Origin of the sequence: Pseudomonas bharatica (assembly GCF_048586865.1) — a bacterium.
In the GTDB taxonomy this organism is placed as follows: Bacteria; Pseudomonadota; Gammaproteobacteria; order Pseudomonadales; family Pseudomonadaceae; genus Aquipseudomonas; species Aquipseudomonas bharatica.
Genome location: NZ_JBMAWR010000008.1, coordinates 103,486 through 121,373, shown reverse-complemented (window position 1 = coordinate 121,373; position 17,888 = coordinate 103,486). Strand labels below are relative to the sequence as shown.

Here is a 17,888-nt window from a genome sequence, read left to right as displayed (position 1 = left end):
CATGCCGGCACTGCCCCTGCGCTTCACCCATGGAGCGCTGGTCGAAGACGGCCAGCGCACCTGCTTCTCGCTCTGGGCACCTGACGCCCGTAGCGTCGAACTGGAACTGGACGGCGCCACGTTCGCCATGGCCCCCGAGGCCGACGGCTGGTTCCGCCTGCACCGGCGCTGCGCCCAGGGTGCCCTGTACCGCTACCGGATCGATGGCGAACTGTCGGTGCCGGATCCGGCCTCGCGCTTCCAGCCCCAGGGCGTGCATGGCCCGAGCCAGGTCGTCGCGCCCGGGCGTCATCACTGGCGCCATGAGCAGTGGCGCGGACGGCCATGGACCGAGGCGGTCATCCAGGAACTGCATGTCGGGCTGCTCGGTGGCTATGCCGGGGTCATGCGCGAGCTGCCGCGCCTCGCCGAACTGGGCATCACCGCCATCGAGCTGATGCCGATCAACCAGTTTCCCGGCGAGCGCAACTGGGGCTACGACGGCGTCCTGCCCTTCGCGCCGCAGCACAGCTACGGCAGCCCGGACGAACTGATGGCGTTGATCGACCAGGCCCATGGCCTGGGCCTGATGGTCATGCTCGATGTGGTCTACAACCACTTCGGCCCGGATGGCAATTACCTGCACCGCTACGCCGAACGCTTTTTCCGCGAGGACAAGCACACGCCCTGGGGCGCCGCCATCGACTTCCGCCGCCCGCAAGTGCGGGACTTCTTCATCGAAAACGCGCTGATGTGGCTCAGCGACTACCGCTTCGATGGGCTGCGCCTGGACGCGGTCCATGCCATCGAGGACCCCGATTTTCTCCGCGTGCTGTCCAGCGCCGTGCGCCAGCATTGCGGCGAGGACCGCCATTGCTGGCTGGTACTGGAGAACGAAGCGAACCAGGCGAGCCTTCTGGAAAGCGCCTTCGATGGCCAATGGAATGACGACGGCCACAACACCCTGCACGTCATGCTGACCGGCGAGAAGGAAGGCTACTACGCGGATTTCCAGGCGCCGACCGAGCGCCTGGCGCGCTGCCTGGGCGAAGGTTTCGTCTACCAGGGCGAGACCAGCCACCACGGCACGCCCCGTGGCGAACCGAGCGCGCACCTGCCGCCGACGGCCTTCGTGCTGTTCCTGCAGAACCACGACCAGACCGGCAACCGCGCCCTGGGCGAGCGCCTGTCCAGCCTGTGTTCGCCCCAGGCGTTGCGCGCGGCGACCACGCTGCTGCTGGTGTCGCCGATGATCCCGCTGCTGTTCATGGGCGACGAGTGGGCCAGCGAGTCGCCGTTCCTGTTCTTCACCGACCATCACGACGAACTGGCCGACGCCGTGCGCGAAGGCCGCCGCGCCGAGTTCAAGGGCTTCGCCGCCTTTGCCGACCCGGCGCAAAGGGCGCGGATCCCCGACCCCAACGCGCTGCAGACCTTCCTCGACTCGCGACCGCGGCGCAACGCCGACAGCGACGACTGGGAGGCCTTCTACAAACGGCTGCTGGACCTGCGTCGCCAACACCTCGTGCCCCATCTGCCCGGCACCCGCGCACTGGGTGCACAGGTGCTCGGCGACAGGGCAGTCAGTGCCCGTTGGCGCCTGGGTAACGGCAGCGAACTGCGCATCGACCTCAACCTCGGCCCGGATCCGGTGCAGACGCACCTGCCGGCTACCTATCAACCGCTGTTCAACTGCACTGAAGAAGTGCACCAGCCAGGCACGCTGCACCCGTACAGCGCCCTGGTCAGTCTCGATTCCACCACCGCAGCGGAGCCTGCCCCATGAGTGACCTGCAACTGCACCATCTGGCCCGACGCGCTGGCGTCGCCGTGGACTGGATAGACGCCAACGGCCGTGCACAGCAGGTCAGCGAAGCCAATCTGCGCCGGATCCTCGGCGCCCTTGGCCACCCCGCCGACGATCCGGACAGCGTCGCCAGCAGCCTGGCGGCACTGGAAGACGTCGAGGACGGGCAACACCTGCCGCCCCTGCTGACCGCGGATGTCGATGCCCCGCTGGACCTGTCGCGCTGGTTCGACGGCGCCAGCCTGGTCCACGCAACCTTGGAAGACGGCAGCGAGCAAGCCCTGCGCCTCGATGCCCATGGCAAGCTGCCGGCCGGTTTGCCGATCGGTTACCACCGCCTGAACATAAACGGCGAGGGCTTCACGGTTGCCGTGGCGCCGCAGCGCTGCTTCACCCTGGCCGACGCGCAGCACCAGGCCACGCCCCGCGCGTGGGGCGTCAGTGCCCAGTTGTACAGCCTGCGACGCCCCGGTGATGGCGGCTTCGGCGACTGCCAGGCCCTCGAAGCCCTGGCCCGCAGCGCAGCCGAACGCGGCGCCGACGCGCTGGCGATCAGTCCGACCCATGCGATGTTCGCCAACGACAGCCACACCTTCAGCCCCTATTCGCCGTCCAGCCGCCTGTTCTACAATGCCCTGTACGCCAGCCCGGAACTGCTGCTCGGCGAGCGGGTGGTACGGGTTGCGAAGGAGTCCCTTGAACAGCCTTTCGAAGAGCTCGAGCAATTGCCGCTGATCGACTGGCCCCTGGCCGCGGCAGCCAAGCAGAAATTGCTGCGCGCGCTGTACCGGGATTTCAGCCGCGGCGAGCATCCGCTGCGAGAGGATTTCCAAAGCTTTCGCAAGGCCGGTGGCCAGCCGCTGGAGGACCATTGCCGTTACGAAGCCCTGCTCGATGCCGCCGCCAGCCGCGGCATCGGTACCGACTGGCGCAACTGGCATGACGACTGGCGTGACCCGGGCAGCCTCGAAGTGGCACGGTTCGCCGAGCACTACCCGGCCGCCATCGAGTACTACGCGTTCTGCCAATGGCTGGTAGCCCGTGGCCTGCAACGGGTGCAGCAGGCCGCACGTGGCCAGGGCATGGCCGTGGGCCTGATCGCCGACCTCGCCGTGGGCGCCGACGGTGCCGGTAGCCAGGCCTGGAGCCGGCAGGCCGAGTTGCTTGCCAACGTGCATGTCGGCGCGCCCCCGGACATCCTCAACCGCGCCGGACAGAACTGGGGGATCAGCGCCTTCTCGCCGCAGGGCCTCAAGCGCAATGGCTTTCGCGCCTTCATCGAAATGCTGCGGGCCAACCTGGCCCATGCCGGCGGCCTGCGCATCGACCATGTGATGGGCCTTTACCGCCTGTGGCTGATTCCCGCCGGAGCCAGTGCCCAGGAAGGCGCCTACCTGCATTACCCGATCGACGACCTGCTGCGCCTGCTGGCGCTGGAGTCGGTACGCCACCGGGCGATCATCCTTGGCGAAGACCTCGGCACCGTGCCCGAGGGCCTGCGGGAAAAGCTCGCGGCCAGGGGCATCCTCGGCATGCGCGTATTGCTTTTCGAGCAGGACCCGCCGGGGCATTTCAAACCCATCCTCGACTGGCCCGACAGCGCCCTGGCCACCACCAGCACCCACGACCTGCCGCCGCTGGCCGGCTGGCTGGCCTCCCGGGACATCGACTGGAACCACCGCCTGCAACTGATCGACGCCATCACCGAACGCGACTGGCGCGACACCCGACAGACCGAAATCAAGGGACTAGGCCAATTGCTGGAACGCAACTATCACACCCCGCTGCAGAACCCCGATGCCGTGATCGACGCCAGTGTGCGCCTGCTCGGCCATACCCGCGCCCCGTTGGTGCTGCTGCCGCTGGAAGACCTGCTAGGGGTCGATGAACAACCCAACCTGCCCGGCACCATCGACGGACATCCCAACTGGCGCCGGCGCTTCGCCGCCCCGGCCGCGGCGCTGCTCGACGACGCCGACGCCGCGCGCCGCCTCGAACTCCTCGCGCAAGCGCGCGAACAAGCCTGGGAGCGCGACCGATGAAAGCCCTGACCGCGACCCTGCGCCTGCAATTCCACGCAGGTTTCACCCTCGACGATGCCGTGCCGCTGGTGCCCTACTTCGCCCGGCTGGGCATCAGCCATGTCTATGCGTCGCCGCTGCTGGAGGCGCGCCCCGGCTCCATGCACGGCTATGACGTGGTGGATCCGACCCGGGTCAACCCGGAGCTGGGCGGCGAAGCGGCCCTTGAACGGCTGGTGGCCGCCCTGCGCCAGCACGGCATGGGCCTGCTGCTGGATATCGTGTCCAACCATATGGCCGTGGGCGGCGAACACAACCGCTGGTGGCAGGACCTGCTGGCCTGGGGCCGGCGCAGCCGCTATGCCGAGTTCTTCGATATCCAGTGGCACTCCCCGGATCCGCTGCTCGAAGGCCAACTGCTCCTGCCCTTCCTCGCCGACGACTACGGCAAGGTCCTGCAGCAAGGCGCCGCGCCGCTGCGGTTCGACGCTGCCAGCGGACACTTCCTTATCCACCACCACGACCATCGCTTCCCCATCAGCCCAGCGGACTACGGCCTGATCCTCGCCGGCAGCCAGTTAAGCGAGCTGCGCGAGCTGGCCGGACGCTTCGCTGCCTGCGCCAACCCGGACGAGGCCGAAGCGCAGTTGCAAGCGCTGGCCGGGCTGGCGCGCAATGCCCAGCACGCGGTGGATATCGAGCGTTTGCTGGAGGGCTTCGACTCGCGCCAGCCCGAAGGTTTCCAGCGCCTGCACGCCCTTCTCGAACGCCAGCACTACCGGCTGGCAAGCTGGCGCACGGCCGCCGACGATATCAACTGGCGACGCTTCTTCGACGTCAACGAGCTGGGCGGCCTGCGGGTGGAGAAACCGGCCGTGTTCGAAGCCACTCACGGCAAGGTCTTCGAACTGATCGCCCGGGGCCTGGTGGACGGCCTGCGCATCGACCATATCGACGGCCTGGCCGACCCGCGCGGCTACTGCCGCAAGCTGCGCCGGCGCACCACCGCCCTGCTCGCCGGGCGACCGCTGGACGCGGCGCTGGAGCATCTGCCGATCTATGTCGAGAAGATCCTCGGCGCCGATGAGCGCCTGCACCGCGACTGGGGGGTGGACGGCACCACGGGCTACGAATTCATGAACCAGGTCTCGCTGTTGCAGCACGACCCGGCCGGCGAAGCTGCGCTGACCGCGCTATGGCAGGACCTCAGCGAGCGTCCGGCCTTCGCCGACGAAGTGCGCCAGGCGCGTCAACTGGTGTTGCAGGGCACCCTGGCCGGTGATTTCGAGTCGGTGGCCCAGGCTCTGTTGCAGGTCGCCCGCAACGATGTGATGAGTCGCGACCTGACCCTCGGCGCCATTCGCCGGGCATTGCAGGCGCTGGTCGAGCACTACCCGGTGTACCGCACCTACATCGGCCCCTGTGGCCGCCCTGCCGAGGACGAGGCTTTCTTCCAGCAGGCCCTGGAGCAGGCGCGGGCCAGCCTGGGCGATGCCGATGCCAACGTCCTCGACTACCTGCAACGCTGGCTCGGCGGCGAGCCTTGGCGCAGCCTGCCGCCGGGACGGGCGCGCAAACAGTTGCGCCATGCCTGCGTGCGCTTCCAGCAACTGACCTCGCCCACCGCCGCCAAGGCGGTCGAGGACACCGCCTTCTATCGTTCGGCGGTACTGCTGTCGCGCAACGACGTCGGCTTCGATTCCGAGCGCTTCAGCGCGTCGCCCGCCGTCTTTCACGCCCACTGCCAGCAACGCCTGGCGGCGTTTCCGGGCAACCTGCTGGCCACCGCCACCCACGACCACAAGCGCGGCGAAGACATGCGCGCGCGGCTGGCGGTGATCAGCGAGCGGCCGGAGTGGTATGCCCATCGCGTCGAACACTGGCGCGAGCTCGCCACACCGCTGCGCCAAGCACTGGCCGACGGCCCGGCGCCCTCTGCCGGTGACGAACTGATGCTCTACCAGACCCTGCTTGGCAGCTGGCCGCTGGACCTCGACCCGAACGACGACGCCGGCCTGCGCGGCTATGCCGAGCGCCTGCGGCAGTGGCAGGTCAAGGCGCTGCGCGAAGCCAAGCTGCGCAGCAGCTGGAGCGCCAACAACGAGCCTTACGAAGCGGCCTGCGCGGCCTTCCTTGACGCCATCCTGCTGGACGCCCAATGCCAGCAACTGCGTCGTTCCATCGCCGAAGCGGCATTGGCGCTGGCGTGCCCGGGTGCGCTCAACAGCCTGGTGCAGACCCTGCTGCGCATGACCGCCCCGGGCATCCCGGACCTGTACCAGGGCGCCGAGTTCTGGGACTTCAGCCTGGTCGACCCGGACAACCGCCGTCCCGTGGACTTCACTGCCCGGCGCCAGGCCCTGGGCGAGGACCTGCCCGTCGGCGAACTGCTCGGCCAGTGGCGCGACGGGCGGATCAAGCAAGCCTTGATCGGCCAGGTGCTGGAGCGCCGCCAACGCTTCCCGGACCTGTTCCTGCACGGCGACTACCTGCCGCTGCAGGTGCTTGGCAAGCATGCCGAGCGTGTCCTGGCCTTCGCCCGTGTGCACGACGGGCAACAGGCGGTGGTCGTCGTGCCACGCCTGGCCGCCGGCCTGCTCGGTGGCCAGGCGCAACCGCTGATCCCGGCGCAGAACTGGGACGACACGCGGGTGCTGTTGCCGTTCGAACTGCCTGCCAGCAACTGTTCGGGACTTTTCGAGCAGCGCGTAGTCACACACAACAGAGAGCTGTGGCTGAACAGCGCGCTGGAACACTTTCCCGTGAATCTCTTTATCGATCGCATCGAGTCATCAGGAGCCTAGCCATGAGTGTCGAAGAAAAACGCATACGCGAATTCGCGTACCAGATCTGGGAGTCGGAAGGCAAACCCGAAGGCCAGGAAGAGCGCCATTGGGACATGGCGCGCAAGCTGGCCGAGGCCGAAGCCCTGGCGCCGCAAGCCAAGTCCGCCGGCAAGGCGGCGGGCAAGGCCGCCAGCACGCCGGCCAAGCCCAGGGCCGCGGCCAAGCCCAAGGCCGAACCGGCTGCGAGCCTGGGCAGCAAGCCTGCCGTGAGCAAGCCGGCGGCGGCGGCGAAAAAACCGCGCGCACCGAAGAAACCCGCCCCGCTCTGATCCCGGGCTTCCAAATCGTTTGATCCGCCACACGCGACAGCCTCCGGGCTGTCGTGCAGGCCTCCTGTACCCCTAGAATCGCTTCAGGTGACCCATGAGCCGTCGTCAAGAAAAACCCGCAAACGTACACACCGAACCCTCGCGCATCCGTGAAGGCCTGCCCTTCCCCCTCGGTGCGACCTGGGATGGCCTAGGGGTCAACTTCGCCATCTTCTCGGCCAACGCCACCAAGGTCGAGCTGTGCCTGTTCGACGCCAGCGGCGAAACCGAGATCGAGCGCATTGAGCTGCCCGAGTACACCGACGAGATCTTCCACGGCTACCTGCCCGATGCCCATCCCGGCCTGATCTACGGCTACCGCGTGCACGGCCCGTACGAGCCGCACAACGGCCATCGCTTCAACCCTAACAAGCTGCTGATCGACCCCTATGCCAAGCAACTGGTGGGCAGCCTCAAATGGTCGGAGGCGCTGTTCGGCTATACCATCGGCCACCCGGACGGCGACCTCAGCTTCGATGAACGTGACAGCGCGCCCTACGTGCCCAAGTGCAAGGTCATCGACCCGGCCTACACCTGGGGCCGCGACCGCCGTGTGGGCACGCCCTGGGAAAAGACCATCGTCTACGAAGCCCACGTGCGCGGCATCAGCATGCGCCATCCGTCCGTGCCCGATGCCGCCCGCGGCACTTTCGCCGGGCTGATGAACGACGACCTGATCGGGCACATCAAGGACCTCGGCGTAACCGCCATCGAGCTGCTGCCGATCCATGCCTTCGTCAACGACCAGCACCTGCTGCAAAAAGGCCTGAACAACTACTGGGGCTACAACAGCATCGCCTTCTTCGCCCCCCATCCGCGTTACCTGGCCAAGGGCAAGATCGCCGAGTTCAAGGAGATGGTCGCGCACCTGCACGATGCCGGCCTGGAGCTGATCCTCGATGTGGTCTACAACCACACCGCCGAGGGCAACGAGCTTGGCCCGACCCTGTCCATGCGCGGTATCGACAACGCCTCGTACTACCGCCTGATGCCCGATGACAAGCGTTACTACATCAACGATTCCGGCACCGGCAACACCCTCGACCTCAGCCATCCCTGCGTCCTCCAGCTGGTCACCGACTCGCTGCGCTACTGGGCCGGCGAGATGCATGTGGACGGTTTCCGCTTCGACCTGGCGACCATTCTCGGCCGTTACCACGAGGGCTTCGACGAGCGCCACAGCTTCCTCGTGGCCTGCCGCCAGGACCCTTTGCTGCGCCAGGTCAAGCTGATCGCCGAGCCCTGGGACTGCGGCCCGGGCGGCTACCAGGTGGGCAACTTCGCCCCGGGCTGGGCGGAATGGAACGACCGCTTCCGCGATACCGTGCGGGCGTTCTGGAAAGGCGACGAAGGCCAACTGGCCGATTTCGCCGCGCGCATGACCGCCTCCGGCGAGCTGTTCAACCGCCGTGGTCGCCGGCCTTACGCATCGGTCAACTTCATCACCGCCCATGATGGCTTCACCCTGCGCGACCTGGTTTCGTACAACGACAAGCACAACGAGGACAACGACGAAAACAACCAGGACGGCAGCAACAACAACCTGTCCTGGAACCACGGTGTCGAAGGCCCGACGGACGACCCGGAAATCAACGCCCTGCGCCTGCGCCAGATGCGCAACCTGTTCGCCACCCTGCTGCTGGCCCAGGGCACGCCGATGATCGTCGCCGGCGACGAGTTCAGCCGCACCCAGCACGGCAACAACAATGCCTATTGCCAGGACAGTGAGATCGGCTGGATCAACTGGGACCTGGACGAAGACGGCAAGGAACTGCTGGCCTTCGTCAAGCGCCTGACCCGGCTGCGCCAGAGCTATCCGATCCTGCGCCGGGCGCGCTTCCTGGTGGGCGACTACAACGAAGCGATCGGGGTCAAGGACGTCACCTGGCTGGCGCCGGATGCCAACGAAATGAGCGTCGAGCAGTGGGAAGACGCCAATGGCCGCTGCCTGGGCATGTTGATGGACGGACGCGCCCAGGTCACCGGGATCCGCAAGCCGGGGGCGGACGCCACCTTGCTGTTGATCGTCAATGCACACCACGACACCGTGCCCTTCACCTTGCCCGAGGTGCCCCAGGGCGAGTACTGGAGCGCGCTGATCGATACCAACCAACCGAAGCGACGCAAATCGCCGAAGCTGGCGTTTGGCAGCCCGTACGAAGTGACCGGGCGCAGCCTGGTGTTGCTGGAACTGGTGCGGGACGAGGAGGCATGACCGCGGCAGGAGCGTGGCTTGCCACGCTCCTGCAACGATTCGAAATAGCAACCCCTGCTGAAAGACCAAGGATCTATATCGAAAATGAAATAGCGTTTATTTTCATGGGCTTGTATCCAAGAACAATCCCATCAAAGCCTTTTCACAAAATCTTGACGCCCCGCCCCCGTTCTCCTTGACTGAACCTTAGCAGCATCGCTCCACACTCAATCCGAGCCTCTAGCCCGCGCCTTTTCGCGCGGACAGGCTTCGTTTTGCTGGTTTGGGTCGCCCCTCCTCGAGCCGTGACATCAGGCCAGACCCTTGGCTGTCATCTTGAGGAGAACGTCATGAAAACAGCGCCCAACCCGTCCGGCCTTGACTCCTTGTTCCTGGCCATGTCCGCCTCGCTGCTGCTGGCTGCCCCGGCGGATGCCCTGGAACTGGAAGACCTCGATCCATCCCTGTTCTACGACACGCCGATGTTCAGCATGCCGAAGGTGAGCCTCGACGGCCTGGGAGCAAGGACGCCCGCTACCTCCTCCGCCTACCGCACCGAGGTGTTCGTCGGCCACAGCGACCCGCAAAGCGGCCCGGCCATCAAACGTGCACAAACAGCAGGCAAGTATTCGACGGTACCTGCGGAAGGCGACAGCACCGGGGTCTACTGGCGCCTGAGCCATGACCGGGGCTGGCATGTGGATGCCATGGCCAAAAGCACCCGGTTAGACGCCAGCGGGCACAACGCCCAAGGCGCGCCCATCAGTGACGACGCGCGCGGTGTGGTCCTGTCGGTGGGAGGCGGCTTTCCCATCGGCCTGGGCAAGCACTGGGTGATCGAGCCACAGGCACAGGTCATCAACCAACAGTACTTCGCCGTCGGCCAGGCCACTGCGCTCGACGGGCAACCTGGCTGGAGCGGCCGGGTCGGCGCGAAGTTGTCCGCGAATTACGTGGTGAGCGGCATGCCCATCCAGCCCTTTGTGCGGACCAACGTCTGGTATGACTTTTCCAACGCCGCCACGGTGAGCCTGGACAAGGTCGACAAGATCAGCAGCGGGCGCAACTCGCCCACCGTCGAAGTGGGTCTGGGCCTGGTGGCGCGAATTACGCCAAGGGTGGCGCTGTTCGTCAGTGCCGATTACAGCAGTGACGTGGATGACAATGACCTGAACGGCTTGATCGGTAATCTTGGCGTACGGGTACGTTGGTGAGCGCTGCGGGCTGGCCGCTCAGCGCTTCGCCTCCATCTGCCTGGCGGCCTCCACACCCGCGCTGGTCAGCCTGATCGGAAATTCCACGCTCGGCTCGTGTTCCTGCACCGTGACCGGAGTGCCCTGGATCAGCTTGCGCTCCTGCAGGGTCTTGAGCATTCCGGCAACGGCCTTCTCGCCGCGGTAGTTGTCCAGTAGTTCCTTGCCAAGCCCCTCCGGATGCGCGTGCAGCAGACGGGTCAGCACTTCACGTTCCAGTTCATCGTTGCTCATGACTGCCTCTCTCGATGCGATGGTCGTTGTGCTTGTGACCGTGTTACGGCAGAGGAGATTCAACCGGATTGCCGTGCTGGCATAACCGGTTGCCAGCGGCTTAACTCATGGACTGCCCCCTGCATACCAAGGAAGGTCCGATGAGCTCCGCCACCGATGGAAAACTCAGTGTCAGCGCCCTGACCGCACTGGTCGTGGGTTCGATGATCGGCGCGGGGATCTTCTCCCTCCCCGCCACCTTCGGCCGCGCCAGCGGCGGTTTCGGGGCGATCCTCGCCTGGCTGATCGCCGGCGCCGGGATGCTCATGCTGGCCTTCGTGTTCCAGACCCTCGCCCGGCGCAAGCCGGACCTGGACTCGGGGATCTACGCCTACGCCCGTGCCGGTTTCGGTAACTACCTGGGCTTTGCCTCGGCGTTCGGTTTCTGGGCCGGGACCTGCATCGGCAACGTGTCCTATTTCATCCTGATCAAGTCGACCCTGGGTGCGTTCTTCCCGGTGCTGGGTGATGGCAACACCGTGGTCGCCATCGTCCTCTCCTCGCTGCTGCTATGGGGCTTCCACCTGCTGGTGCTGCGCGGGGTCCAGGAGGCGGCGGTGATCAATACCATCGCCACGGTAGCGAAGATGATCCCGATCCTGGTGTTCATCATCGTCGTGGCCGTCGCCTTCGACCGAGAGCTGTTCATGCTGAACTTCTGGGGAGGCCCTGCTGCGATCGCCCCCGACCCGGACCTGGCCCATCTGGACGACTACGGCCGGATCGGCCATGCCGCCGCCGAACTGGTGAACGTGCCACAGGAGTCGCTGTTCGAACAGGTGCGCAGCACCATGCTGGTGACCGTATTCGTGTTCCTCGGAATCGAGGGCGCCAGCGTGTATTCCCGCTATGCGCGCAACCCGCGGGATGTGGGCCTGGCGACGGTACTGGGCTTCGTCGGCGTGTTGTGCCTGCTGATCCTGATCACCCTGCTCAGCTACGGCGTGCTGTTGCGCCCCGAGCTGGCGGCGCTGCGCCAGCCGTCCATGGCCGGGGTGCTGGAGATGATCGTTGGGCGCTGGGGTGCGATCTTTATCAGCATCGGCCTGATCGTCTCGGTGCTGGGGGCATTTCTCTCCTGGACGTTGCTGGCCTGCGAGGTGCTGCATGCCGCGGCCCACGACCAGGCCATGCCCAAGCTGCTGACCCGGGAGAACGCCCATGGCGTGCCCAGTGCGGCGTTGTGGCTGACCACGCTGTTCGTGCAGTTGTTCCTGGTCCTGACCTACTTCACCGAGGCGGCTTTCACCCTGGCACTGGAACTGACCAGCTCGCTGACCCTGGTGCCCTATCTGCTGGTTGCTGCCTATGCGGTGAAGCTGGCGCACACCGGCGAGGGCTATGAAAACGGCGCCGGACGTGGCAAGGATCTGCTGGTTGCGGTGCTGGCTACCGCCTATGCAGTGTTGATGGTGCTGGCTGGAGGGCTGAAGTACCTGCTGCTGTCGGCGCTGATCTACGGGCCGGGGACGCTGCTGTATCTCAAGGCGCGGCACGAGCAGGGAGTGGCGGCGTTCAACGGGAGGGAGAAAGGGGTATTCGCGGTGGTGGTGCTGGGGGCGGTGGTGGCTCTGGCAGGGTTGTTTGGTGGCTGGATTGTGTTGTGACCTCGATGGCCTCATCGCTGCGGTGCGGCGATGAGGCCGGTACTGCCAAAAACGACTAGCGGGCCGGCCGCAGAATCAGCACGCCCAACGGCGGCAGGTTCACCTCCAGCGACATCGGCTGCCCATGGCTGGGCACCGCACTGCCCTTCACCGCCCCTTCGTTGCCGAAGTTGGAGCCGGCATAACGTTGCGAGTCGCTGTTGAACACCTCGTCCCAGCGGTCACCAAACGGCACGCCGATACGGTAGCCCTCGCGCGGCACCGGAGTGAAGTTGGCGACCACCAGCAACGGCTCGCCATTGGCACTCCAGCGCAGCCAGGCGTACACGCTGTTGTGCGCGTCATCGCCGATCAGCCATTGGAAACCCTGCGGCTGGCAGTCCTGCTGGTGCAGCGCGCCCTCCTCCCGATACAGCCGGTTGAGGTCGCCGACCAGGCGTTGCACGCCCAGGTGCTCGCTGTATTGCAACAGGTACCAGTCCAGTTCGCTGTCATGGTTCCACTCGCGCCATTGACCGAACTCGCAGCCCATGAACAGCAGCTTCTTGCCCGGATGACACCACATGAAGGCCAGGTAGGCCCGCAGGTTGGCGAACTTCTGCCAGCGGTCGCCCGGCATCTTGTCGATCAGCGAGCGCTTGCCATGCACCACTTCGTCGTGGGAAATCGGCAGGATGAAATGCTCGGAATAGGCATAGATCAGGCCGAAGCTCATTTCGTTGTGGTGGTGCTGGCGGTGGATCGGGTCGTTCTGGATGTAGTGCAGGGTGTCGTGCATCCAGCCCATGTTCCATTTGTACGAGAAGCCCAGCCCGCCCTGCTGCACCGGCTGGCTGACCCCCGGCCAGGCAGTGGACTCCTCGGCGATGACCAGGGCACCCGGCACCTCCAGGCTGACCACATCGTTGAGATGACGCAGGAAGTCGATGGCTTCGAGGTTCTCCCGCCCGCCATGGCGGTTGGGCACCCATTCACCGGCCTTGCGCGAGTAGTCGCGGTAGAGCATCGAGGCCACCGCATCGACGCGCAGGCCGTCGATATGGAACTCGCGCAGCCAGTGCAGCGCCGAGGCCAGCATGAAACCGTGGACCTCGGTGCGCCCCAGGTTGTAGATCAGCGTGTCCCAGTCCTGGTGGAAGCCTTCCAGCGGATTGTCGTACTCGTACAGCGCAGTACCGTCGAAACGGGCCAGGCCGTGGCTGTCGGTGGGGAAATGCGCCGGCACCCAGTCGAGGATCACGCCGATCCGCGCCTGGTGGCAGGCATCGACGAAGGCGGCGAAATCTTCCGCGGTGCCATAGCGCGAGGTCGGCGCGAACAGCGACAGCGGCTGGTAGCCCCAGGAGCCGCCGAAGGGGTGTTCCATGATCGGCATCAGCTCGATATGGGTGAAGCCCAGCTCCTGCACGTAGGGAATCAGCCGTTCGGCCAGCTCGCGCCAGTTGTACAGGCGGCTGACTTCACCGGCCTCGTCCAGCTCGCACTGCCAGGAGCCGGCATGCAGTTCGTAGATCGACAGCGGCGCCCCGATGGCCTGGGTTTCCCCGCGTTCGCGCAGCCATTGTTCGTCACGCCATTCATGGGCCAGCGGACCGGCCACCTTCGACGCCGTACTCGGCGGCAGCTCGGTGGCGCGGGCCAGCGGGTCGGCCTTGAGCGGCAGCACGCCGTCGCGTCCGAGCACCTCGTACTTGTAGGTCTCGCCGGCCCGCAGCCCGGGGATGAACAGCTCCCACACACCGCTGGCGTGACGCAGGCGCATGGGGTGACGGCGGCCGTCCCAATTGTTGAAATCCCCCACCACCGAGACCCGCCGCGCATTCGGCGCCCATACCGAGAAGCGTACGCCCTCGACGCCGTCCACCGTCACCGGCTGGGCGCCAAGACGATTGGCCAGGTCGCGGTGATTGCCCTCGCTGAACAGGTAGAGGTCCATGTCGCCCAACTGCGGGCCATAGCTGTACGGGTCCGGGGTTACCTGCTCGCCACCGGCCCAGTTGATCCGCCAGCGGTATTTGTCGACACCCCGCTGCACATGCGCGGTAAACAGGCCCGGCACAGTCTCCTGCTGCAATTCGGCGATCAACTCGTCGCTGTCGCCAGCCAGCGCCTGCACGCTCAAGGCCTCCGGCAGATAGGCCCGTAGCCAGGTGCCTCCTGCACCATCGGCGTGCGCGCCGAGCACCGCGAACGGATCGGCGTGCCTGGCATTGACCAGATCGTCGATATCGCTGCGGCCCAGTCCGCCCTGTTCCTTCTTGTGCACGCTCATTTACTGCTCTCCCCAGGTACTCACAAGCCCATGGAGACCATGCAAGGGCACGGCCAGCCAACTCGGGCGATTTTCCGCTTCATAGGCGATTTCATAGGCAGCCTTTTCCAGGCTGAACAATTCCAGTGCCGCCTGCTCGCCGCCTTCCTTGAGCCAGGCATGCGGCAGGCTGGCGGTAGCCAGGCCATAAGCCTGGACGAAGGCGTGGCGCGAGGCGTGCAGGTAGCGCTTGGCGACGCGCTGGCGGGCCTGCAGGCTGTCCGGCAACGCACCGGCCCCTGCCGCACCGCGCAAGGCCATCGCAGCAGCGTAGTCGAAGGATCGCAGCACACCGCTCACATCCTTGTACGGGCTGTGCCTGGCCCGGCGCTCTTCCAGGGGCCGAGCGGGTTCGCCTTCGAAGTCGATCAGGTAGGCATCGCCCTGAACCACCAGGACCTGCCCCAGGTGCAGGTCGCCATGCACGCGCATCACCAGGCCGCCCTCGGCCTGCTGCGCCAGTTGCCCGACCTCGCGCAACAGGCCATCGCGCTGCTGTTCCAGATCCTTGACCAGCGCCTGGCTTTCCTCGTCCAGCTCGTCGCGATGCTGCACCAGCAGATCGAGGGCGGTGCGCAACTGCTCGGCAATCTGCTCACTCCAGCGGCGGGTGTCCTCGCCGTCGCTGATGCGGGTCTGGAAGGCTTCGTCGTCGGTGGGCCGGGCCAGCGCCTGGTGCATTTCGCCAAGGCGCTGGCCGAGCAAGGCGGCGAAGCCGGTGAGGTCGTCCAGCGCGCTGGCGTACGCTTCGCCACGCAGTTGCGGCGGCTCCATCTCGTCGCGGATGGCCCGTTCCAGGTTGTTCTGGGTCCAGTCCCAGGCATCGCCCTGGTTGTTCAGATAGCCTTGGGCGATGGCCAGCAGATGGGGCTCGCCAGCGGCATCGACGCGGTTCAGCCAGCCCAGCAACGGCGAGATGTTGGCGAAACCGGCGGCGGTCAGGTAGGCGCCCATTTCCAGTTCGGGATGCACGCCGCCGTTGACCCGTCGGATCAGCTTGAGCACCAGGCGCCCACCCACCACCACCGAGCTGTTGGACTGCTCGGCAGACAGGTAGCGCACCTCGGCATCGGCATCCAGGTTCAGTTGTGCCAGTTGCGGCGTCGATTCGAATTGCAGCTCGCCATCGCTGCCCGGCAGGCGCAGGTGCTCCTGGAAACCGCCAAGCAGGCCACGGACGAAGGTTTCCAGGCTGAAGGCATCGGTGATAAAGCCCACCTGCCTGCCGCGACGGACCCTGGCCAGCGCCAGTTGCTGTGGCAACGCGGTGTGGATCTGGTCTTCGCCGACCAGGCCGAAGGGCAGGAAATAGCGCCGGCGCTGGCCGCCGCTGTCCACCTCCAGCTCACCCAGCAGCACCGGCGTGGTCGGCGTGCCGAAACGCACGCCGTAGGCCAGGTGGACCTTGTCGATGGATTGGTCCTTGCCGGCGAACCAGCGCCGTTTCGGCAGGTATTCGGGAAGGATGCTGTTTTCGAGGGTTTGCCGGGCCGGGGCCTCGAGCAGTTCCTCCATGCGTTTCTTGACGACCAAGGTAGTGAGCTCCGGCAAGGGTTGCGCTGCCTCGACGTGCCAGCTGGGCATCTGGTCCTTCGGGGCGAGGAGGAACCAATAAAAGCCATAGGGCGCCAGGGTCAGCAGGAAAGGCAGATGGCCGATGGGCGGGAAGGCGCAGCCGCCGAGCATTTCCACCGGCACCCGATCGATCCAGGGGGCCAGGTCCAGCTCCACGGCCTGGGCGGCGCGCGACACGTTGGCCACGCACAGCACGGTTTCGCTGACGCCCTCGGGGCTGGTGTACTCGCGCAGGTAGGCCAGGATGCGGCGGTTGTTCGGTGCCAGCATCTTCAAGGTGCCGCGGCCGAAGGCCTTCTGCTGCTTGCGCACGGCGAGCAGACGACGGTTCCAGTTGAGCAGCGAGTGCGGATCCTCGGCCTGGGATTCGACATTGATGGTCTGGTAGCCGTACTGCGGATCCATGATCGGCGGCAATACCAGGCGCGCCGGGTCGGCGCGGGAGAAGCCGCCGTTGCGGTCGATCGACCACTGCATAGGCGTGCGCACGCCATCGCGGTCGCCCAGGTAGATGTTGTCGCCCATGCCGATCTCGTCGCCGTAGTACAGGGTCGGCGTGCCGGGCATGGACAGCAGCAGGCTGGTCAGCAGCTCCACCCGGCGCCGGTCACGCTGCATCAACGGCGCCAGGCGGCGACGAATGCCGAGGTTGATCCGCGCGCGGCGGTCCGCTGCATAGTAGTTCCACAGGTAGTCGCGCTCGCGGTCGGTGACCATCTCCAGGGTCAGCTCGTCGTGGTTGCGCAGGAAGATCGCCCATTGGCAATTGGCGGGAATCTCCGGGGTCTGGCGCAGGATATCGGTGATCGGGAAGCGGTCTTCCTGGGCCACGGCCATGTACATGCGCGGCATCAGCGGGAAGTGGAAGGCCATATGGCACTCGTCGCCCTCGCCTTCGCCGAAATACTGCTGGGTGTCCTCGGGCCACTGGTTGGCCTCGGCCAGAAGCATGCGGTCGGGATAGTTGGCGTCGATCTCGGCACGGATGCGCTTGAGCACCGCATGGGTTTCGGCGAGGTTCTCGTTGTTGGTGCCGTCGCGCTCGATCAGGTAGGGAATGGCATCCAGGCGCAGCCCATCGACGCCCATGTCCAGCCAGAAGCGCATGACGCCGATGACCGCCTTCATCACCTGCGGGTTGTCGAAGTTCAGGTCCGGCTGGTGCGAGTAGAAGCGATGCCAGTAGTACTGGCCGGCCACAGGGTCCCAGGTCCAGTTGGACTTCTCGGTATCGAGGAAGATGATCCGCGTGCCGTCGTACTTCTGGTCGGAGTCGGACCACACGTAGAAATTGCGTGCCGCCGAGCCCGGCTTGGCCCGTCGCGCCTTCTGGAACCAGGGATGCTGGTCGGAGGTATGGTTGATGACTAGTTCGGTGATCACCCGCAGGTTGCGCTTGTGCGCCTCGGCGATGAAGCGGCGCACATCGGCCATGGTCCCATAGTCGCTGTGCACCGCCTTGTAGGCGGCGATGTCATAGCCATCGTCACGCCGCGGCGAGGGGTAGAACGGCAGCAGCCAGAGCGTATTGACGCCAAGCTCGGCGATGTAATCGAGCTTGGCCAGCAGGCCGGGAAAATCGCCGATGCCGTCGTTGTTCGAATCGAAGAACGACTTGACGTGGATCTGGTAGATGACCGCGTCCTTGTACCAGAGCGGATCATCGATAAAGGCTGCGGGACGGGTTTTCTTCGCCATGCTCGACTTCCCTTCC

General features: G+C 65.9%; 10 protein-coding genes. 7 read left to right on the top strand and 3 right to left on the bottom strand.

Features of this window, described 5'->3' with window-relative positions; all coding sequences use genetic code 11:
* Position 1 precedes the first annotated feature (1 nt).
* The 6 genes from treZ (at position 2) to ACKLLE_RS12050 (ending at position 10,369) form a co-directional block, all read left to right on the top strand.
* Positions 2-1,765: a malto-oligosyltrehalose trehalohydrolase gene (gene treZ, locus ACKLLE_RS12075; RefSeq protein WP_420058116.1), complete on the top strand. Its 1,764-nt coding sequence runs from the start codon at positions 2-4 to the stop codon at positions 1,763-1,765.
* A complete protein-coding gene (malQ, locus tag ACKLLE_RS12070) occupies positions 1,762-3,828 on the top strand; it encodes a 4-alpha-glucanotransferase (RefSeq protein WP_420058115.1) in 2,067 nt (688 codons plus the stop codon). The genes treZ and malQ overlap by 4 nt, the downstream gene beginning before the upstream one ends.
* Entirely contained in the window at positions 3,825-6,611 is a 2,787-nt protein-coding gene (locus ACKLLE_RS12065; RefSeq protein ID WP_420058114.1) for a malto-oligosyltrehalose synthase, read from the top strand. Before malQ ends, ACKLLE_RS12065 begins: the two co-directional genes overlap by 4 nt.
* A gap of 2 nt (positions 6,612-6,613) precedes the next feature.
* Positions 6,614-6,922, top strand: coding sequence for a DUF2934 domain-containing protein (locus ACKLLE_RS12060; RefSeq protein ID WP_420058112.1), 309 nt, complete (start codon positions 6,614-6,616; stop codon positions 6,920-6,922).
* A gap of 94 nt (positions 6,923-7,016) precedes the next feature.
* Positions 7,017-9,176: a glycogen debranching protein GlgX gene (gene glgX, locus ACKLLE_RS12055; RefSeq protein ID WP_009406545.1), complete on the top strand. Its 2,160-nt coding sequence runs from the start codon at positions 7,017-7,019 to the stop codon at positions 9,174-9,176.
* A gap of 329 nt (positions 9,177-9,505) precedes the next feature.
* Positions 9,506-10,369, top strand: coding sequence for an autotransporter outer membrane beta-barrel domain-containing protein (locus ACKLLE_RS12050; RefSeq protein ID WP_420058111.1), 864 nt, complete (start codon positions 9,506-9,508; stop codon positions 10,367-10,369).
* A gap of 18 nt (positions 10,370-10,387) precedes the next feature.
* Here ACKLLE_RS12050 and ACKLLE_RS12045 read toward each other — a convergent pair whose 3' ends face one another.
* The gene (locus ACKLLE_RS12045; RefSeq protein WP_420058109.1) at positions 10,388-10,642 is read right to left on the bottom strand and encodes a hypothetical protein; all 255 of its coding nucleotides are present in this window, start codon (positions 10,640-10,642) and stop codon (positions 10,388-10,390) included.
* Positions 10,643-10,782: 140 nt separating this feature from the next.
* Between ACKLLE_RS12045 and ACKLLE_RS12040 the strand changes: the two genes are divergently transcribed.
* Positions 10,783-12,288, top strand: a complete 1,506-nt coding sequence (locus tag ACKLLE_RS12040; protein ID WP_420058108.1) for an amino acid permease — start codon at positions 10,783-10,785, stop codon at positions 12,286-12,288.
* A gap of 55 nt (positions 12,289-12,343) precedes the next feature.
* On the opposite strand, the gene glgB is transcribed toward ACKLLE_RS12040, so the two are convergent.
* Both glgB and treS read right to left on the bottom strand, forming a co-directional pair.
* Positions 12,344-14,560, bottom strand: a complete 2,217-nt coding sequence (gene glgB / locus ACKLLE_RS12035; protein WP_420058106.1) for a 1,4-alpha-glucan branching protein GlgB — start codon at positions 14,558-14,560, stop codon at positions 12,344-12,346.
* Positions 14,561-17,872, bottom strand: a complete 3,312-nt coding sequence (gene treS, locus ACKLLE_RS12030) for a maltose alpha-D-glucosyltransferase (RefSeq protein ID WP_420058105.1) — start codon at positions 17,870-17,872, stop codon at positions 14,561-14,563.
* Positions 17,873-17,888: the final 16 nt, after the last annotated feature.

What these genes read in the sequence shown, in the direction of transcription:
- treZ (WP_420058116.1), top strand. Translation starts at nt 2, where the DNA reads ATGCCGGCACTGCCCCTGCGCTTCACCCATGGAGCGCTGGTCGAAGAC.
- malQ (WP_420058115.1), top strand. Translation starts at nt 1,762, where the DNA reads ATGAGTGACCTGCAACTGCACCATCTGGCCCGACGCGCTGGCGTCGCC.
- ACKLLE_RS12065 (WP_420058114.1), top strand. Translation starts at nt 3,825, where the DNA reads ATGAAAGCCCTGACCGCGACCCTGCGCCTGCAATTCCACGCAGGTTTC.
- ACKLLE_RS12060 (WP_420058112.1), top strand. Translation starts at nt 6,614, where the DNA reads ATGAGTGTCGAAGAAAAACGCATACGCGAATTCGCGTACCAGATCTGG.
- glgX (WP_009406545.1), top strand. Translation starts at nt 7,017, where the DNA reads ATGAGCCGTCGTCAAGAAAAACCCGCAAACGTACACACCGAACCCTCG.
- ACKLLE_RS12050 (WP_420058111.1), top strand. Translation starts at nt 9,506, where the DNA reads ATGAAAACAGCGCCCAACCCGTCCGGCCTTGACTCCTTGTTCCTGGCC.
- ACKLLE_RS12045 (WP_420058109.1), bottom strand. Translation starts at nt 10,642, where the DNA reads ATGAGCAACGATGAACTGGAACGTGAAGTGCTGACCCGTCTGCTGCAC.
- ACKLLE_RS12040 (WP_420058108.1), top strand. Translation starts at nt 10,783, where the DNA reads ATGAGCTCCGCCACCGATGGAAAACTCAGTGTCAGCGCCCTGACCGCA.
- glgB (WP_420058106.1), bottom strand. Translation starts at nt 14,560, where the DNA reads ATGAGCGTGCACAAGAAGGAACAGGGCGGACTGGGCCGCAGCGATATC.
- treS (WP_420058105.1), bottom strand. Translation starts at nt 17,872, where the DNA reads ATGGCGAAGAAAACCCGTCCCGCAGCCTTTATCGATGATCCGCTCTGG.